A 16,685-nucleotide genomic window follows, 5' to 3' on the forward strand; every position below is an offset into this window, starting at 1 on the left:
TTCCTACGTGATTTCATCATTATAACCCTATAAATGGTAAGATATTTCGACATTAAATATCAATGTTCCTAATGAAATTATGGGAAAGATGAATATATTCGCTATCTAAAGCACCTTGGTTTACTGGTGATTGATTCTGTGTTTTTTGATTTTTTAAAATTAAAGCACTGGTTTTATGTGATTTATTGGCGTTATCAAGTGACGATTTTCACTTGACTAGATGTAAAAATCGAATATTTAATGTTCACAATAAATCTAAATGAAATCTAAATGAAATCTAAATGAAATCTAAATGAAATCTAAATGAAATCTAAATAATTATTGTAATAATGCGATTTTTATTGATTTTATCTCTAATAGTAACTACGCAATAATGATTTAAAAAACTATTACATCCGTTTTATAAAAATTAAAACGGAGTATATAAATGTGGCTGTCATCTGATTGTCTGCGTCTGATTGATGGCGGATATAGGGGAGTAAATGTGAGCTAATAGAGAATTTTAATAAGACATTGCCTATTTTAACAATGGAATGGATTGTTTTTAACTTATTGAAATTTAAGGATATTTAAATTATATTTTTAATGGTTAATCTATAAGCTTAGTTCATAGAACGAGAGTCCGCAAGATGGCAGGGACTCTCGTTCATATGTCTATTATTAAATTAATGCGGGTACTGGAATCATCTTAAATGATCCGTCTAATAAAAACAGATTTCTATGCTAATAGAATAGGTGGATTGCAGTGAATTAAACTGAAATGTCATTTTCTGAATATACAAAATGATGACTTTGAACACTGTTACAAAATTCTGATGTATGTGATAATTTTATCAAGAATTTACATATTGTAAGATTTGGTCTACTTTCCCGGCATTATGCAATAGTTTTAAAGGAAGCTATGATAACTATGTATTTATATTGATAAGTGGGTCTGGGTGAATCTGTTTGTAGGATAAGCAGAATTTACATTTAACTTAATTTATCCAATGTCATTGAGAGCATCATGGCCAATTCAACAACGAATAAATTATCTTTACCGGCCCTTACCTCTTTGGTGGTCGGTTCAATGATCGGGGCCGGTATATTTTCATTGCCGGCAACATTTGGACGAGCAACCGGTGGGTTTGGCGCACTTATCGCCTGGTGTATAGCGGGGGGTGGGATGCTAATGCTGGCTTTTGTTTTTCAAACATTAGCGCAGCGTAAACCTAATCTCGATTCTGGTGTATTCATTTACGCAAAAGAGGGCTTCGGGGATTATCTTGGTTTTGCTTCTGCATTAGGTTTCTGGGCCGGTACCTGTATTGGTAACGTCTCTTATTTTGTTCTTATCAAATCAACGTTAGGGGCATTCTTCCCTATATTTGGTGATGGTAATACTATTCCGGCGGTGTTAATTGCCTCCGTTATCTTGTGGGGATTCCATATCCTGATATTGCGCGGCGTTAAAGAAGCTGCAGCAATTAATACCATCGCCACCTTCGCAAAAATAATTCCAATCTTCATTTTCGTCATCGTACTGATTTTTGCCTTTAAAGGTGATGTTTTTGCGCTGAACTTCTGGGGTACGCCAGATGTGATTAAAGGTGCTGATTTATCCCATCTGAATGACTATGGCTATGTTGGTCATGCGGCGGCGGCAATCACCACGTCAGTTGAACCTGAGTCTCTATTCTCTCAGGTACGTAGCACCATGCTGGTCACAGTATTTGTATTCTTGGGTATCGAAGGTGCGAGTGTTTATTCACGTTATGCCAAAGAACGTAGCCATGTTGGTATCGCGACCGTTCTGGGCTTTATTGGTGTGCTGTGCCTGCTGGTATTGATCACCATGTTGTCTTACGGCGTGTTACTGCGCCCTGATTTGGCGGCATTACGCCAGCCATCAATGGCTGGGGTGTTAGAGGCGATAGTCGGCCGCTGGGGGGCAATATTTATCAGTGTGGGTCTGATTATCTCCGTGTTGGGTGCTTATTTATCATGGTCACTACTGGCAGCGGAAGTGCTGTTTTCGGCGGCTAAGAGTAACAGCATGCCAAAAATCTTCGCGACTGAAAACAGCAATGCTGTGCCTTCAGCAGCGGTTTGGCTGACCAACATCTTTATACAGATATTCTTAATTCTCACCTTGTTTACTGATTATGCTTTTCAACTGGCGCTGGAATTAACCAGTTCATTAACTCTGATCCCTTATCTGTTAGTAGGGGCTTATGGCCTGAAATTGGCATGGACCGGTGAGACTTACGAAACGAATAACCGTGGTCATAGAAAAGATTTGATTTTTGCCATCATTGCGACTTTCTACTCTGCTCTGATGATTTACGCCGGCGGCCTGAAATACGTGCTGTTGTCGGCCATTATTTACGGGCCGGGCACTATTTTGTATCTGATTGCCAAACGTGAACAGCATCAAAAAGCCTTTAATTCCTATGAAAGAATACTGTTTATTGTTCTGATTGTTGCTGCGGTGGCTGCGATTTATAGCATTGCTACCGGGATTATCACCATATAATTTATTGGAGTTCTTATGTCAGATAAAGCTAAGAAAACTCACGCTAAACCTAAGTTTGGTGTTCACTCTGAAGTCGGCAAGTTACATAAAGTAATGGTGTGCGCCCCAGGACGTGCCCATAACCGCCTGACGCCAAGTAATTGTGATGAATTATTATTTGATGATGTCCTGTGGGTAGAGAGAGCCAAGCGCGACCATTTTGATTTTATGACCAAAATGCGTGAACGCGGTGTTGATGTGGTTGAGATGCATAATCTGCTGGCTGAAACGGTCGCCATTCCAGCGGCGAAAAAGTGGATTTTGGATCAGCAAATTGTGCCGAATGAAGTGTCATTGGGCATTTTGCAAGAAACCCGCAGCTATCTGGAAAGCCTGGAGCCGCGCGTGCTGGCTGAAGTGCTGATTGGCGGCTTGTCCACCACCGAACTGCATAAAGACGGTAAATGTGACAAAGAAGAGTTGAAGCTGATCCGCGAAGCGGTTGGTATTACTGAATACTTGTTACCACCGTTGCCCAATACACTGTATACCCGCGATACCACTTGCTGGATCTATGGCGGTGTGACACTAAACCCACTGTATTGGCCGGCGCGTCATGAAGAAACCATCCTCACCACGGCTATCTATAAATTCCACCCGGACTTTGGTGACGCCAATGTGAAAGTGTGGTGGGGTGACCCGACGCAGCACCACGGCACTGCGACGCTGGAAGGCGGTGATGTGATGCCAATCGGTAATAAAACCGTGTTAATCGGCATGAGTGAGCGAACTTCGCATCAGGCAATCACGCAGTTGGCGCAATCGCTGTTTAAAAATAGCGAAGGGCAGGTGGAGCGCGTCATGATCGCGGCCATGCCTAAATTGCGTGCCGCTATGCATCTGGATACCGTGTTCACCTTCTGCGACCGTGATGTAGTGACGTTATATCCGGCGATTGTTAATCAGATCCAAACCTTCTCACTGCGCCCTGATAATGGCCCGACCGGCATTAAGTTAAGTCGTGATAAAGGCACCTTTGTTGAAGCAGTTGCTGGCGCGCTTAACCTGAAAAAACTGCGTGTGGTTGAGACCGAAGGTAATGATTACGATACAGAACGTCAACAATGGGACAGTGGTAATAACATGGTTGCTCTTTCACCAGGTGTGGTGCTGGCCTATGACCGTAATACCAAAACCAATACCCAGTTGCGTAAAGAAGGGGTCGAAGTGATTGAGATAGTCGGCAGTGAATTAGGCCGTGGGCGTGGGGGCGGTCACTGTATGACGTGTCCAATCATCCGGGATGCCGTCGACTACTAATCCCCTTCGGCCTTGAAGCCACAGGGGTGTTAGCTGCGCGCACTTACCCGAATCACTTACTTATGTAAGCTCATCGGGATTCGTTTGCTGGCTGCCTACCTGTGGCTCCAATGACTTTGGGGATGTCCTTCGGCCTTGAAGCCACAGGGGTATTAGCTGCGCGCACTTACCCGAATCACTTACTTATGTAAGCTCATCGGGATTCGCTCAATTGCCGCCTTCTTGCAACTCGAATTATATAGGGTATAGCGCAGTTGCTCTTAAAAAATAGCTGATAGTGAGTAGCAGAGTAGTGCTATTTCGCTATTGGCTATCTCTGTTTTAGCAGCCAGAGATTTGTATTTGGCAAGAAAGCACGACATTACGTTTTTAAAGCCGAGAAATGATGAACTAAGATGAAAAGGGTGATCAAGTGAAATACGTGTATTTAGTGTGCTTTTTGCTGATAGTGACCCTGATGACGCTTTTTGTATTTCAAAACAGCGGGCTAGTGAACTTATCTTTACTTTCCATGCAAATAACACTACCCATTTCGGTGCTAATTGTGCTGATCTATTTTCTAGGGATGTTTACCGGGGGATTATTAATCACACTAATAAGAGCGCTGGTGCGCCGTCTGTCACAAAAAAGTGAAGCCCAAAACAGATAAAGAAGTGTGAATAATTAATCTGCAATAATTATTAAAATCTGACTCAACGAGATCTTATAGTGAAGATAAAAACAGTAATCACTCTGCTATTAACGTTTCTTCTCGCTGCTTGCGACAGAACTCCCCCTGAAGTCGCAGAAAGTGTGCGCCCGGTAAAAATATTTACCGTTGAAGACAGTGGGCAAAATGGCACTCGCTATTTTCCAGCGCGATTACAAGCTGGCGATGAAACTCAGCTCTCCTTTAAGCGAAGTGGGCAATTGCAACAGTTGCTGGTGCGTGAAGGTGAGCAGGTGAAAAAAGGCCAAGTCATTGCCAGACTGAATGATACGGATTTGAACCTACGAGTCAGGGATCGTCAGTCTACCTTTAATCTGGCTCGCGATCAGTTTAACCGTTTCAATACCTTGCAAGGGCAAAGGGCGGTATCTCGTGCTGAGTTGGATGTACGTCGTGCTGAGATGGAATCGGCGCGTGCGGCCTTGGAAATTGCACAAAAAGAACTTAGTGATGCAACTATTACCGCACCTTTTGATGGCATTATTGCCAATGTGAATGTGCGTAACCATCAGGTCATGGCCCCAGGTCAGGCGGTTGCCACATTAAGTGCATTGGATACGTTAGATGTGGTGTTCAGTGTGCCGGAGCGCCTGTTTACTACGCTGGATATCAGCAATCGTAACTACAAACCAACGGTATTACTTAATCATATGCCGGGGCGCGAATTTATTGCTGAGTATAAAGAACACACCACCTCAACCACCTCTGCTTCACAGACTTTCCAGGTGACACTGACGATGAAGCGCCCGGCTGATATGCCATTGCTTTCAGGTATCAGTGGCCGGGTAAGAATCAACTCTGGCAATCTGTCTGGCACTGATCATCCGACGATTATCGTACCAGTGGAAGCCGTGTTTAACCCAGACACTGCCCAATTGAATGATGCAAGAGTCTGGGTTATCAAGAATGATGATGGTCAGATGCATGTTGAAGAGCGCAAAGTTCAGGTAGCTCAATTGACCGCCAACGGTATTCAAATCACCTCCGGTCTGGCTGATGGCGAGCAGATTGTCTCCGCAGGTACCGGTGAGCTTCGCCCAAATCAGGTTGTCCGGGCTTGGGTCCGTGAGCGGGGTCTCTGATGAAGCTGACTGACAATTTTATCAATAATAATACCCGTATCTGGCTAACGATTCTGTTGCTGGGTATTGGTGGCATTATTGCCTATCTCAATATAGGCAGGCTGGAAGACCCAGCCTTCACCATCAAAACGGCGGTAGTTGTCACCCGTTATGATGGTGCATCAGCACAGCAGGTAGAAGAGGAAGTCACACTCCCATTGGAGAATGCCATTCAGGAACTCTCTTATGTTGACGACGTCACTTCTATTTCCAGTGCCGGTTTATCACAAATAACTATCAATATTCGCGCACAATATGGCGCGAATGAGTTACCGCAAATCTGGGATGAACTGCGGCGTAAAATCAACGATAACAGTGTGCGTTTGCCACCGGGAGCCAGTGCGCCGATGGTCAATGACGACTTTGGCGATGTTTATGGCTTCTTCTTCTCACTCACGGGAGAGGGGTACAGTAACCAGGATTTACGTAATTTTGCCGAGCAACTGCGACGTGAACTGGTACTGGTACCCGGGGTAGGTAAAGTGGGTATTGTGGGTATTCTGCCTGAAGAAGTTCAGGTGGAGATTTCTCGTGCCCAGATGACCGCCGCAGGTATCACGCCACAGCAGTTATCCGATTTACTGAGCCGCCAGAATGTGGTGTCCGATGCGGGCCAGTTGCAGGTGGGCAGTGAGTCTATTCGTTTGCATCCAACCGGTGAATTCCAAAGTGTACAAGAACTGGGGAATTTACTGGTAAGTCAGCCCGGCAGCCCGAAAAGCGTGTATTTGCGTGATATCGCTACTGTCTCTCAAGGTTTTGGCCATTCACCGACCAATATTTATCGTGCCAACGGTAAACCTGCATTGGCACTGGGGATTTCGTTTGCCCCGAATGTCAACGTGGTAAACGTAGGTAATGCGATTAAAGCCCGGCTGGCGCAGCTTGACGGTGAACGCCCGTTAGGTATGCATATCAACGTGTTCTATGATCAGTCCCATGAAGTTGAAGGGGCGGTTAACGGTTTTATCCTTAACTTCCTGTTGGCACTGTTGATTGTTGTGGTCACTTTGCTGATTTTCATGGGGGTGCGCAGCGGTATAGTGATTGCTATCTCGTTGGCACTTAACGTACTGGGTACGTTGCTCATTATGTGGCTATTTAATATCGAGCTACAGCGAGTGTCGTTAGGGGCGCTGATTATCGCGCTAAGTATGTTGGTGGATAACGCCATTGTGGTGGTGGAAGGTATCGTTGTTGGTCGCCAGCGAGGCGAAAGCATCTTTACCGCTATTAGCAATGTGGTGAAGCGCTCAATGATGCCGTTGTTAGGCGCGACTATCATTGCCATTCTGGCCTTTGCACCTATCGGCCTGTCCAATGATGCAACGGGTGAATACTGTAAATCGTTATTCCAGGTGTTGTTGATCTCGCTGATGTTAAGTTGGTTCACGGCACTGACGCTAACACCGGTCTTTGCTAAGTGGGCATTCCAAAACCAGAAACCGGCGAAAGTGGATGCCGATAAGCCGGCCAGACAACCTTATGATGGGTGGTTATTCCGCTATTATCGGGTGATATTGAATAAATTACTGCAACATCGCAGTATCACTTTGGTGCTGCTGGCGGCCATGTTAGTGGCATCGGTGGTGGGTTTTGGTCATGTTCGCCAGAGCTTCTTCCCGCCCTCTAATACGCCAATCTTCTTCGTTGATATCTGGCTGCCGAATGGTACTGATATCAATTACACCGAAGGGATAGCGAACAAGGTTGAGCAGTATATCAAGCAGCAAAAAGGGGTTGAGGACACCATGGTGACGATTGGTCAGGGCGCAATGCGCTTTATGCTGACCTACAATGCTCAACGTCGTTATCCTAACTATGCGCAGGTGATGGTTCGTACCGAGGACCTCAGCCAAATACCGGGTTTGATTGATGAAATCGAATCCTATATGCATGACGAATACCCGCAGGTTGATGCGCAGATAAAACGCATCATGTTTGGGCCATCCAACAACAGTTCCATTGAAGCACGCTTTGTTGGCCCGGATCCTGAAGTGTTACGAACCCTGGCAGCGCAAGCGGAAAAAGCGATCATTGCTGATCCGATGGCAGATGGTGCACGGCATGACTGGCAGGATCGTAGCAAAATGATCCGGCCACAATTCTCCGACTATCTGGGGCGCGAACTGGGGGTAGATAAACGCGAAGTTGATGGCACATTGCGCATGAGCTTTGGTGGCCTGCCGGTAGGATTATACCGTGATGGCACTCGCTTAATGCCGATTGTACTGCGCACACCGGATGCAGAACGGCTTAATGCAGAACGGCTGAATGATGTGATGGTATGGAGTCAGGCGCGCCTGGCCTTTATCCCGATCGATAACGTTGTCACCAGTTTTGAAACCGAGTGGGAAGATCCGCTCATTATGCGCCTGGATCGCAAGCGGACGCTGACGGTACAAACGGATCCGACCCAACAAGGCGGTGAGACCTCTGCTGAACTGTTGCGGCGTATCAAACCGGGTGTGGAAGCCATTCAGTTACCGCGCGGATACGAACTGGAGTGGGGCGGTGACTATGAAAGTACCAAGGAAGCACAACGGGGTATTTTCACCAGTTTGCCGATCGCGTTCCTGATTATGTTCATCGTAACGGTATTGATGTTCAGCTCGGTGCGCAATGCTATAGCGATCTGGCTGACGGTGCCACTGGCATTAATTGGTGTCACGGTAGGCTTCCTGTTGACGGGGATTCCATTCGGTTTTATGGCTTTGTTGGGGCTGTTAAGTCTGAGTGGTATGTTGATACGTAACGGCATTGTGTTGGTGGAAGAGATAGGCTTACAGCGACAGGAAAAACCACTGCGCGAAGCTATTATTGATGCCTCTACCGCCCGTTTACGGCCTATTATGTTGACGGCATTTACCACGGTTCTGGGGCTGGCTCCGCTGCTCAGTGATGCTTTCTTCCAGAGTATGGCGGTGGTCATCATGTTTGGTCTGGGCTTTGCAACGGTGCTGACATTGCTGGTGTTACCAGTGATTTACAGTTGTATGAATCCAGAACCTAAAGAGAAAGTGAGTGACGAACCCGTCAGTGAATAACGGTTAGTGTGGCGTTAGCACTACCGAGAATGACTAAAGCTGCCCCTTTTATTGGGGTGGCTTTTTTTATGGCTGGTGCCTATCGCGGGTAAACCTATTTCTATTTTACCTTCTTACACTGTTTGGCGGCTTCTGTGCGCCACTTCTCTTCCTGTCCCTGTGTTACGGCATTATCGTTCCAATATGAAACCATGCTGAGATAACGGAGTTTCATAATGGAACGTTTTAACTGTTGGTTCTCAGCCTGTTTTTTGCGCTTATAGTGGATGCAGTTTCATCAAATTGACCCTAAAAATTATTTATTCTTACATTATCTCTTACGCTACAGGAGCAAGATATGCTGAAAGTCATTCAATCTCCGTCCAAATATATTCAAGGTGCCAATGCATTACAGTCCATTGGTGAATTTGCTAAGTTATTGGCTAATAACTATTTTATCATTGCTGATGATTTCGTCATGAAGCTGACTGCTGATACCGTCGGCTCCAGCCTGCAAGCCAGTGAGCTGGAACATCATTTCAGCCGCTTTAATGGCGAATGTTCCCGTCACGAAATTGAGCGGTTGACGGTTGAGCTGAAAAAGCACGGCTGTAATGGAGTGGTTGGTATCGGTGGCGGGAAAACCCTCGATACGGCTAAAGCGATTGCTCACTATCAGCATATCCCTGTCGTTGTGGTGCCTACTATTGCCTCTACCGATGCCCCGACCAGCGCCTTATCCGTTATTTATACCGAACAGGGCAAGTTCGCTGAATATATGATTTACCCGAAAAACCCTGACATCGTACTGATGGATTCCACCATTATTGCCAAAGCACCAGTACGTTTGCTGGTCGCTGGTATGGGCGATGCGCTGTCTACTTATTTTGAAGCACAAGCCTGTTTTGATGCTAAAGCTATCAGTATGGCTGGTGGTGCATCGACATTAGCGGCAGTTACACTGGCTCGCTTGTGTTACGAAACCCTGCTGGCGGAGGGCTATAAAGCCAAACTGGCGGTAGAGGCGGGTGTTGTGACCGAAGCGGTTGAACGTATTATCGAAGCCAATACCTATCTGAGCGGTATTGGTTTTGAAAGTAGTGGTCTGGCGGCCGCTCACGCCATTCATAACGGTTTCACCGTATTAGATGAGTGCCACCACTTGTATCACGGTGAGAAAGTGGCCTTTGGTACCCTGACGCAGCTCGTATTACAGAACAGCAGCATGGAAGAGATCGAGACAGTGCTCTCATTCTGCCAGCAACTGGGTTTACCAATCACATTGGCTGAGATGGGCGTTTCTCAGGATATTGAACGCAAGATCCATGATGTCGCCAAGGCCAGCTGTGCTGAGGGAGAAACCATCCACAACATGCCGTTCAAGGTCACACCTGACAGTGTCTATGCTGCAATTATGGTAGCTGACCGCTTGGGTCAGGCTTTCCTCAACTAATCTGTGCGGCAAATACGTTCTGAGTTGAAAATCGACCGAGTCTGCCGGTGTTTCTCATCATCGGCAGCTCTGTTCTCCAGCCATTCCCGTTCGCGGAGCATAAAATGAAAAAATTAATTAACAGCGTTGAGAGTGTGTTACAGGAGCAAATTCAGGGGCTGGTTGCGGCGCATCCTGAGCTAACATTACATCAAGAGCCCCTTTTCATCACCCGTGCAGATGCGCCAGTGAGTGGCAAAGTTGCATTGATGTCCGGTGGTGGCAGTGGTCACGAACCGATGCATTGTGGCTTTATTGGCGAAGGCATGTTGGATGGCGCCTGCCCGGGTGAGATTTTTACCTCGCCGACCCCCGATCAAATGTATGAATGCGGCCAAGCCATTGATGGTGGGCCAGGTGTGCTGATGCTAATTAAGAATTACACTGGCGACATTCTAAACTTTGAAACTGCCGCCGAGCTGTTGCATGCCGGTGGCACCGCTGTTGCTACCTTAGTGATAGACGATGATGTGGCGGTCAAAGATAGCCTGTATACCGCCGGGCGGCGTGGGGTGGCGAACACGGTCATTATAGAAAAATTACTCGGTGCTGCTGCGGCACGTGGTGATTCATTAGATGAATGCGCACTACTGGGGCAGAAAATTAATAATCAGGGGCATTCTATTGGTATCGCGCTTGGTGCTTGTACTGTACCCGCTGCCGGTAAGCCGTCATTTATTTTGGCTGAAAATGAGATGGAATTTGGTGTGGGTATCCATGGCGAACCGGGTATTGAGCGTCGGCCATTTACTTCACTGAATAACACGGTAGACGCCATGTTCCAGACCTTGATTGATCACGGCAGCTATCAGCGCACATTACGCCACTGGGATCGACAAGCCGGTGACTGGAACGAGACGCGCCAGAGTAAGCAACCCTTAGCCAAAGGCGATCGGGTCATTGTTCTGGTCAATAACCTTGGCGCGACCCCCTTATCGGAACTTTATGGTGTCTGGCACCGTCTGGCGGAGTGCTGTACACAATTCGGTTTGACCATCGAGCGTAAATTGATTGGTTCTTATTGTACGTCATTGGATATGCAGGGTATGTCCATCACCGTGCTGAAAGTTGATGATGAACTCCTGTCATTGTGGGATGCCCCAGTAAGTACCCCCGCGCTGCGCTGGGGTTGCTGATATCTCCTTGGTACTTGAAGCCGCAGGGATGCGCGACTTTCACCAACCCGAATCACTGAGTTTAATTCAGCACAAGTGCTGAAAATAATCTTACAAAACAATGCGCCAGGAGAAGAACATGGGACTCACCAAACAACAAATTGTCAGTTGGTTACAGTTATGTGCTGAAGTTTTCAGCGAGCAGCGAGATTTTTTGACGCAGTTGGATACTGAAATCGGCGACGGCGACCACGGCCTGAACATGAATCGCGGCTTTAATAAAGTGGTCGAAAAGTTACCGACCTTTGCCGATAAAGACATTGGTTTTATCCTGAAAAATACCGGTATGACACTGCTTTCAAGTGTTGGCGGCGCCAGCGGCCCGCTGTTTGGCACGTTTTTTATTCGCGCAGCACAAAGCACGAATGCTAAGCAGAGCCTCGATCTGACGGCGGTTTGTCAGATGTTTAAAGATGGAGTGGAAGGGGTAGTGATGCGCGGTAAAGCGGAACCGGGCGATAAAACGATGTGTGATGTTTGGTGGGCGGTAGTGGCGCAACTCGAACAGGCAAATCAGCAGGGAGTCACGGTGGTAGATGCATTGCAGCAGGCCGTTGAACGTGCCCAGCAAGCATTGGCCGGCACTATTACTATGCAGGCCCGCAAAGGCCGTGCCAGCTATCTGGGCGAACGGAGTATTGGTCATCAGGACCCAGGGGCAACATCAGCCATGCTGATGATGCAGGCGTTATGGCAGGTTGCCAGTCATTAATCAGGCTGGACTGACACGTTTATCAGGAGGAAAGATGGTCAATCTCGTTGTAGTTTCTCATAGCGCGCTGCTGGCTCAGGGTGTGGCCGAACTGGCACAGCAAATGACACAAGGGAGCTGCCAGTTAGCGGTTGCTGCCGGTGTAGACGACCTGGATCATCCTATTGGCACGGATGCCATTAAAGTGATGGAAGCCATTGAGTCGGTTTACACCCCATCTGGGGTACTGGTTTTGATGGATTTAGGCAGTGCCTTACTCAGCGCAGAAACGGCACTGGAGCTATTAGACCCCGATATGGCGCAACATGTGCAACTCTGTGCCGCACCACTGGTGGAAGGGACTCTCGCTGCTGTCGTCGCTGCATCATCTGGCGCTTCACTTGCCGACGTCCGTGCTGAAGCAATGGGGGCGTTGATAGCGAAAGCCACTCAGCTAGGGGAAGAAGCCGTGGTACCTGCCAGTAATGCGGTGGCTAAGGCGGCAGCGGATGCTCAGAGTGTCAGTTGGGTGGTGCGCAATCCTAACGGGTTACATGTGCGACCGGCGGCTAAATTGGTCGAAGCATTGGCTCCGTTCGCGGCAGATTTACTGCTGGAAAAAAATGGTCAGTGTGTGAATCCACGCAGCCTGAACCAGCTCGCAATATTGCAAGTTCGTAAAGGTGATACCATTCGTTTGCTGGCCAGTGGTGAGCAAGCAGGCGAGGCGCTAGATGCTTTTATGCAATTGGCGCGGCAACATTTTGGCGAATTCGTCACCACCACCAGTGAGGGGGAATTTACTGGTGTCATGGTGCCTCGTGGCGCGATTAGTGCACCATTGTTGCAATGGTTACCCGCCATTCCGGTTTTTTTACCTCAAACAATCAATGCTGACCAGGTAGTTAAAGAGCAGCGGCGTTTACAACAGGCGTTGGCGCAAACTGTGGCTGATTTGCAGCAGTTGGCACAACAGGCAGAACAGCAGATTAGCCCTGAAGCAGCGGCTATTTTTAACGCTCATGTGATGCTGATTGATGATGAGGAACTGCATCAGGCGATGGATGCGCGCGTAGAGCGTCAGTTAGTTTGTGCAGAATCGGCATTGCAGGATGAATTGATGACAATGGTGGAAGATTATCTGGCTCTGGATGATGAGTATCTACGCGTTCGGGAATTAGATATCCGCGATATACTTAACCGCACATTGGGCCATTTGACCGGGCTACCACCAGTTTCTCTTTCAGTTAGCGGTGAAATTATATTATTAGCCGAGGAATTATTGCCTTCACAAATGGTTGGGCTGAACCACCGGCAGGTAAAAGGCATCTGTTTAAGCAAGGGGCATATCATGTCTCATAGCGCTATTCTGGCTAAAGAGTTGGATATTCCAATGTTAGTCGGTGCCATGGGTTGCCTGGAAGCCAGCCGTAATGGGCAAAATGCAATATTAGATACCGCAATCGGGGCACTGAAACTGCAATAAAAAATCATCGCCAAAATGCTTAACTGAACATTGTAGCTCTGCATCAGTCCAGAGCTGCAATTTGCGGAATCAGATATCTCAGTGGAGACAAAATCTGGTTTCGCCAGTTATAGCGCTCTTCTATTAATGTAGCTCCGGCTTGTCTGATTTTATCTATTTCGCCGTCGGTTAATTGGCAAATCTGGCGTATTATTTCCGCTAAACTTGCTGCGTTCCCGGGGATGTGAAGGAACCCATCGATCCCATGTTCAACTTGCTCACTCAAACCGCCGGAGTCGGCAACAATTAACAATGCTCCCTGCTGTCTGGCTAGCCAACGTGATTCCATCGGAATCAATCCATTAGGTTCATTCTCAGCAGAAAGAACGCAAACCCGCGTATTACGCCATTGAATAAGACATGCCATTAGTTCGCGATCAAAAGAATTGATCAGAGAGGCAGAGATATCGAGTCGGCTCGCTAAGGCAGATAACTCCGGCAAAATCGGGTCACTCATAATAACGGGATGAATATCATTACCCAGATAACAGGCTGCTCTGAGCAACAGATCATGGCGTTTGTAATGAACCCCTCTGCCTAAAGTGATAGCTAATGAGTGATCCAGCGATATTCCGTGTGATGAGAGTGTGTCACTGATTTCCTGATCACTGCGTATTCGAAACCAGGGGTCATTGATATTTATTCCTGCAGGTGTCGGTATAAATGATTGTGGGTCAGCACCGTATTGTGCCACTAAGTGCATTGCCAGGAAGTTGCTGATATTACCGAGCTTGATATTAGAATCAATCTTGGCCCAGTGAACAGCCAATGATTCAGCCATAATACGTTCAGGATTCGGTAATGGCATTTCATGATTAAATGCCGTGCCATGGGAAATATAGATAATTTTTAGATTACGTTTCTCAATAGCCGCATGCAAACGAGCAATTAGCGGCGTGAACGAAAACGGCAATTCATGACAAAAGGCCAGAGTGATATCGTAATGGCTACTGAGATCAATAATTTTTGCCGCCCCTGCAGCAGAGGAGATTTGCCAGTTCTGTAAGTTACCAAGAAAAGCATCACCGTAGGGCCATGAACAATCAACGCCTTTCCCCAATGTCATGTCTGGTACAGTTGAAAAGGTCCCCCCCATATTATGAATTTGGTTAATAAAATAACCATAATTACTGGTGTCAAAAAAATAATTATATTTACTGGAGGCAATTTCAATAAAATGAGGTTCTAAGCTGATATTATTATCAGCCAGTAATTTAATTACCTCCGGTAATGCCATAATTTGCCCTCTGATATAAGAACCTACTCCGCCGACAAAAAGTTGTACGCCTTCGGTTATTAAATGGATAATGCCAATTTTTAGGCTGTTATTATCACCAATAGATGATTTATCTTCATGCATAGAAACCTCATATTTTTAACATACAGATATGATTTACAGTTGTATTAATACAAAGAGATTAATGACGTGTTTTTCTTGTATATCATGTAATTGTTGATGAACAGGAAATCTAGCCCACAGTTTAAGAATAAATTGACGGCATCCTTAGGGGTTTCCACTATTGGCATTCCTTTGGTGTTCAAAGAGGTATTCAGTAATATAGGCACGCCAGTCTCGGCAAAAAAATAATTTATCAAGGTATGGAATTTTTTATTCATCTCCTTTTTGACAGTTTGCACGCGGGCACTACCGTCTACATGGACAATCGAAGGTAGTGCTGCTCGATATTTTTCTTTGACATAGGCAATAAATAGCATGTGATCACTATCATGGTTCAAGTCGAAATAGTCATTCGCTTTTTCATGCAAAACGGCAGGAGCAAAGGGGCGAAAATCCTCGCGATATTTAACGTTAGTATTAATATGATCTTTCATTCGAGGGTTACGGGGGTCCGCTAAAATACTTCTGTTTCCTAAAGCGCGAGGGCCAAATTCAGACTCCCCTTGGAACCAGGCAATAACATTACCTGCCACGATGGATTTTGCGGCAATAGCTTCAATATCATCATAGTAAGTATATTCAATTTTATCGGCATGCTTTTCAAGCTCTGCCATAACACTAATATCATCATATTTTTTGCCAAAGTATGTTGAGCCAGAGTGTTTTACTCGCTCTTTCTTCAGCACTTCCAACCAGCCATAATAGCAACAACCAATTGATAGCCCGTTATCTCCCGCTGCAGGTTGGATATAGAGACGCTCAAACTCACTATTAGTAATGAGCTTTTCATTTGCGGTGGCATTTAATGCAACCCCTCCGGCATAAGCAAAGTTTTTCATAGGATAAAGTTGGTAGTAATGGCTGAACAGATAAAACAGTGCTTCCTCGAGTTTGGTTTGCGCCCAATAGGCTAAATCGGCGTAATATTGGAAGTTGTCACGAAAATGAGTAGGACCAGAGTTTAACAGAGGGTCTATTTTTGCCCACCAGTCACTACGCAACACCACTTTGCCGGAATCGAAGTAGAACGGTATCCAATCGATTACATTCGGCCTTCCGTAAGGGGCTAATCCCATCAACTTACCTGCGCAATCCAGCTCGCCAAAAATATACAGCGCTATCCCTTCATAAAACTCACCAATAGAATTTTCTATTTCCCAGCTCGAAACAGGATAGTCTTTGCGATTCTTTCGATTAACCCACCTGGAGAAGTCTTTGAAGATAGGCTTGATTTTACTATCTTGATAAACGTAGTAGCTGCATGTTTCCCAGTAACGGTAACGATTGTTAACGTGGATACTATTCGCACCTTTGATATCCTCAACAATGTCATTACAACTGTCTAAGCTACCTCCATGGCCATCAATAACCACAATACCCATATCATCAAAAGGTGATGTTCCTATGGCACTGTAGGCATGTGCCAAGTGATGAGAAAGTGTGATGATCGGCACCATGGGGGGTAAAACCCTATTTTTCCGCTGTTCTAATGATTGGCTAAATAATGGATTATAAGAGTTTTGTTCTACTATCAATGAGAGGTCCTTATATTCAATACCCGCAGCATCTAAACAATATTGAATAGTTGAATTATCATTAAATCCATCATGTTTTACTCGGGATATTCTTTCCTTCTCAATCGAGAATATAATTTTGCCATCTTTCATTAGACATGTTGAGCCATCATGCGATAGAGCAGTACCGAGAATATAAATTGGATTACACATAAAAGT

The 16,685-nt window shown here is 46.1% G+C and carries 11 protein-coding genes; 9 read left to right on the forward strand and 2 right to left on the reverse strand.

Features of this window, described 5'->3' with window-relative positions; translation table 11 throughout:
• The first annotated feature begins 1,006 nt into the window (after positions 1-1,006).
• From Q2T72_RS03145 to dhaM, 9 genes are all read left to right on the forward strand, one after another.
• Entirely contained in the window at positions 1,007-2,515 is a 1,509-nt protein-coding gene (locus Q2T72_RS03145) for an amino acid permease (protein ID WP_083160751.1), read from the forward strand.
• Positions 2,516-2,530: 15 nt separating this feature from the next.
• Positions 2,531-3,814, forward strand: a complete 1,284-nt coding sequence (arcA, locus tag Q2T72_RS03150; RefSeq protein ID WP_372568629.1) for an arginine deiminase — start codon at positions 2,531-2,533, stop codon at positions 3,812-3,814.
• A 412-nt stretch (positions 3,815-4,226) separates the two neighbouring features.
• Complete coding sequence (locus Q2T72_RS03155; RefSeq protein WP_083160747.1) at positions 4,227-4,463, forward strand: lipopolysaccharide assembly protein LapA domain-containing protein; 237 nt, start codon at positions 4,227-4,229, stop codon at positions 4,461-4,463.
• A gap of 59 nt (positions 4,464-4,522) precedes the next feature.
• Positions 4,523-5,605, forward strand: a complete 1,083-nt coding sequence (locus Q2T72_RS03160) for an efflux RND transporter periplasmic adaptor subunit (protein ID WP_372568630.1) — start codon at positions 4,523-4,525, stop codon at positions 5,603-5,605.
• Positions 5,605-8,691 (forward strand): efflux RND transporter permease subunit, encoded by a 3,087-nt coding sequence (locus Q2T72_RS03165; protein ID WP_083160743.1) that lies wholly within the window; start codon positions 5,605-5,607, stop codon positions 8,689-8,691. The genes Q2T72_RS03160 and Q2T72_RS03165 overlap by 1 nt, the downstream gene beginning before the upstream one ends.
• Before the next feature lie 337 nt (positions 8,692-9,028).
• Positions 9,029-10,123 (forward strand): glycerol dehydrogenase, encoded by a 1,095-nt coding sequence (locus tag Q2T72_RS03170; protein ID WP_083160741.1) that lies wholly within the window; start codon positions 9,029-9,031, stop codon positions 10,121-10,123.
• 104 nt (positions 10,124-10,227) lie between these two features.
• Entirely contained in the window at positions 10,228-11,298 is a 1,071-nt protein-coding gene (dhaK, locus tag Q2T72_RS03175) for a dihydroxyacetone kinase subunit DhaK (protein WP_083160739.1), read from the forward strand.
• A gap of 118 nt (positions 11,299-11,416) precedes the next feature.
• Positions 11,417-12,049, forward strand: coding sequence for a dihydroxyacetone kinase subunit DhaL (gene dhaL / locus Q2T72_RS03180; RefSeq protein WP_083160736.1), 633 nt, complete (start codon positions 11,417-11,419; stop codon positions 12,047-12,049).
• A gap of 34 nt (positions 12,050-12,083) precedes the next feature.
• On the forward strand, positions 12,084-13,514 hold the full coding sequence (gene dhaM, locus Q2T72_RS03185; RefSeq protein WP_372568631.1) for a dihydroxyacetone kinase phosphoryl donor subunit DhaM: 1,431 nt from the start codon (positions 12,084-12,086) through the stop codon (positions 13,512-13,514).
• Positions 13,515-13,557: 43 nt separating this feature from the next.
• On the opposite strand, the gene Q2T72_RS03190 is transcribed toward dhaM, so the two are convergent.
• Both Q2T72_RS03190 and Q2T72_RS03195 read right to left on the reverse strand, forming a co-directional pair.
• On the reverse strand, positions 13,558-14,913 hold the full coding sequence (locus tag Q2T72_RS03190; protein ID WP_227746565.1) for a glycosyltransferase family 4 protein: 1,356 nt from the start codon (positions 14,911-14,913) through the stop codon (positions 13,558-13,560).
• A gap of 44 nt (positions 14,914-14,957) precedes the next feature.
• A complete protein-coding gene (locus tag Q2T72_RS03195) occupies positions 14,958-16,679 on the reverse strand; it encodes a carbamoyltransferase (RefSeq protein WP_372568632.1) in 1,722 nt (573 codons plus the stop codon).
• Between the last annotated feature and the right edge of the window lie 6 nt (positions 16,680-16,685).

It is taken from the genome of Yersinia sp. 2466 StPb PI, from assembly GCF_041538325.1.
Taxonomy (GTDB): Bacteria; Pseudomonadota; Gammaproteobacteria; order Enterobacterales; family Enterobacteriaceae; genus Yersinia; species Yersinia enterocolitica_E.

Excerpts from the sequence above, each read along its gene's own strand:
- Q2T72_RS03145 (WP_083160751.1), top strand. The coding sequence starts at position 1,007 with ATGGCCAATTCAACAACGAATAAATTATCTTTACCGGCCCTTACCTCT.
- arcA (WP_372568629.1), top strand. The coding sequence starts at position 2,531 with ATGTCAGATAAAGCTAAGAAAACTCACGCTAAACCTAAGTTTGGTGTT.
- Q2T72_RS03165 (WP_083160743.1), top strand. The coding sequence starts at position 5,605 with ATGAAGCTGACTGACAATTTTATCAATAATAATACCCGTATCTGGCTA.
- Q2T72_RS03170 (WP_083160741.1), top strand. The coding sequence starts at position 9,029 with ATGCTGAAAGTCATTCAATCTCCGTCCAAATATATTCAAGGTGCCAAT.
- dhaK (WP_083160739.1), top strand. The coding sequence starts at position 10,228 with ATGAAAAAATTAATTAACAGCGTTGAGAGTGTGTTACAGGAGCAAATT.
- dhaL (WP_083160736.1), top strand. The coding sequence starts at position 11,417 with ATGGGACTCACCAAACAACAAATTGTCAGTTGGTTACAGTTATGTGCT.
- dhaM (WP_372568631.1), top strand. The coding sequence starts at position 12,084 with ATGGTCAATCTCGTTGTAGTTTCTCATAGCGCGCTGCTGGCTCAGGGT.
- Q2T72_RS03190 (WP_227746565.1), bottom strand. The coding sequence starts at position 14,913 with ATGCATGAAGATAAATCATCTATTGGTGATAATAACAGCCTAAAAATT.
- Q2T72_RS03195 (WP_372568632.1), bottom strand. The coding sequence starts at position 16,679 with ATGTGTAATCCAATTTATATTCTCGGTACTGCTCTATCGCATGATGGC.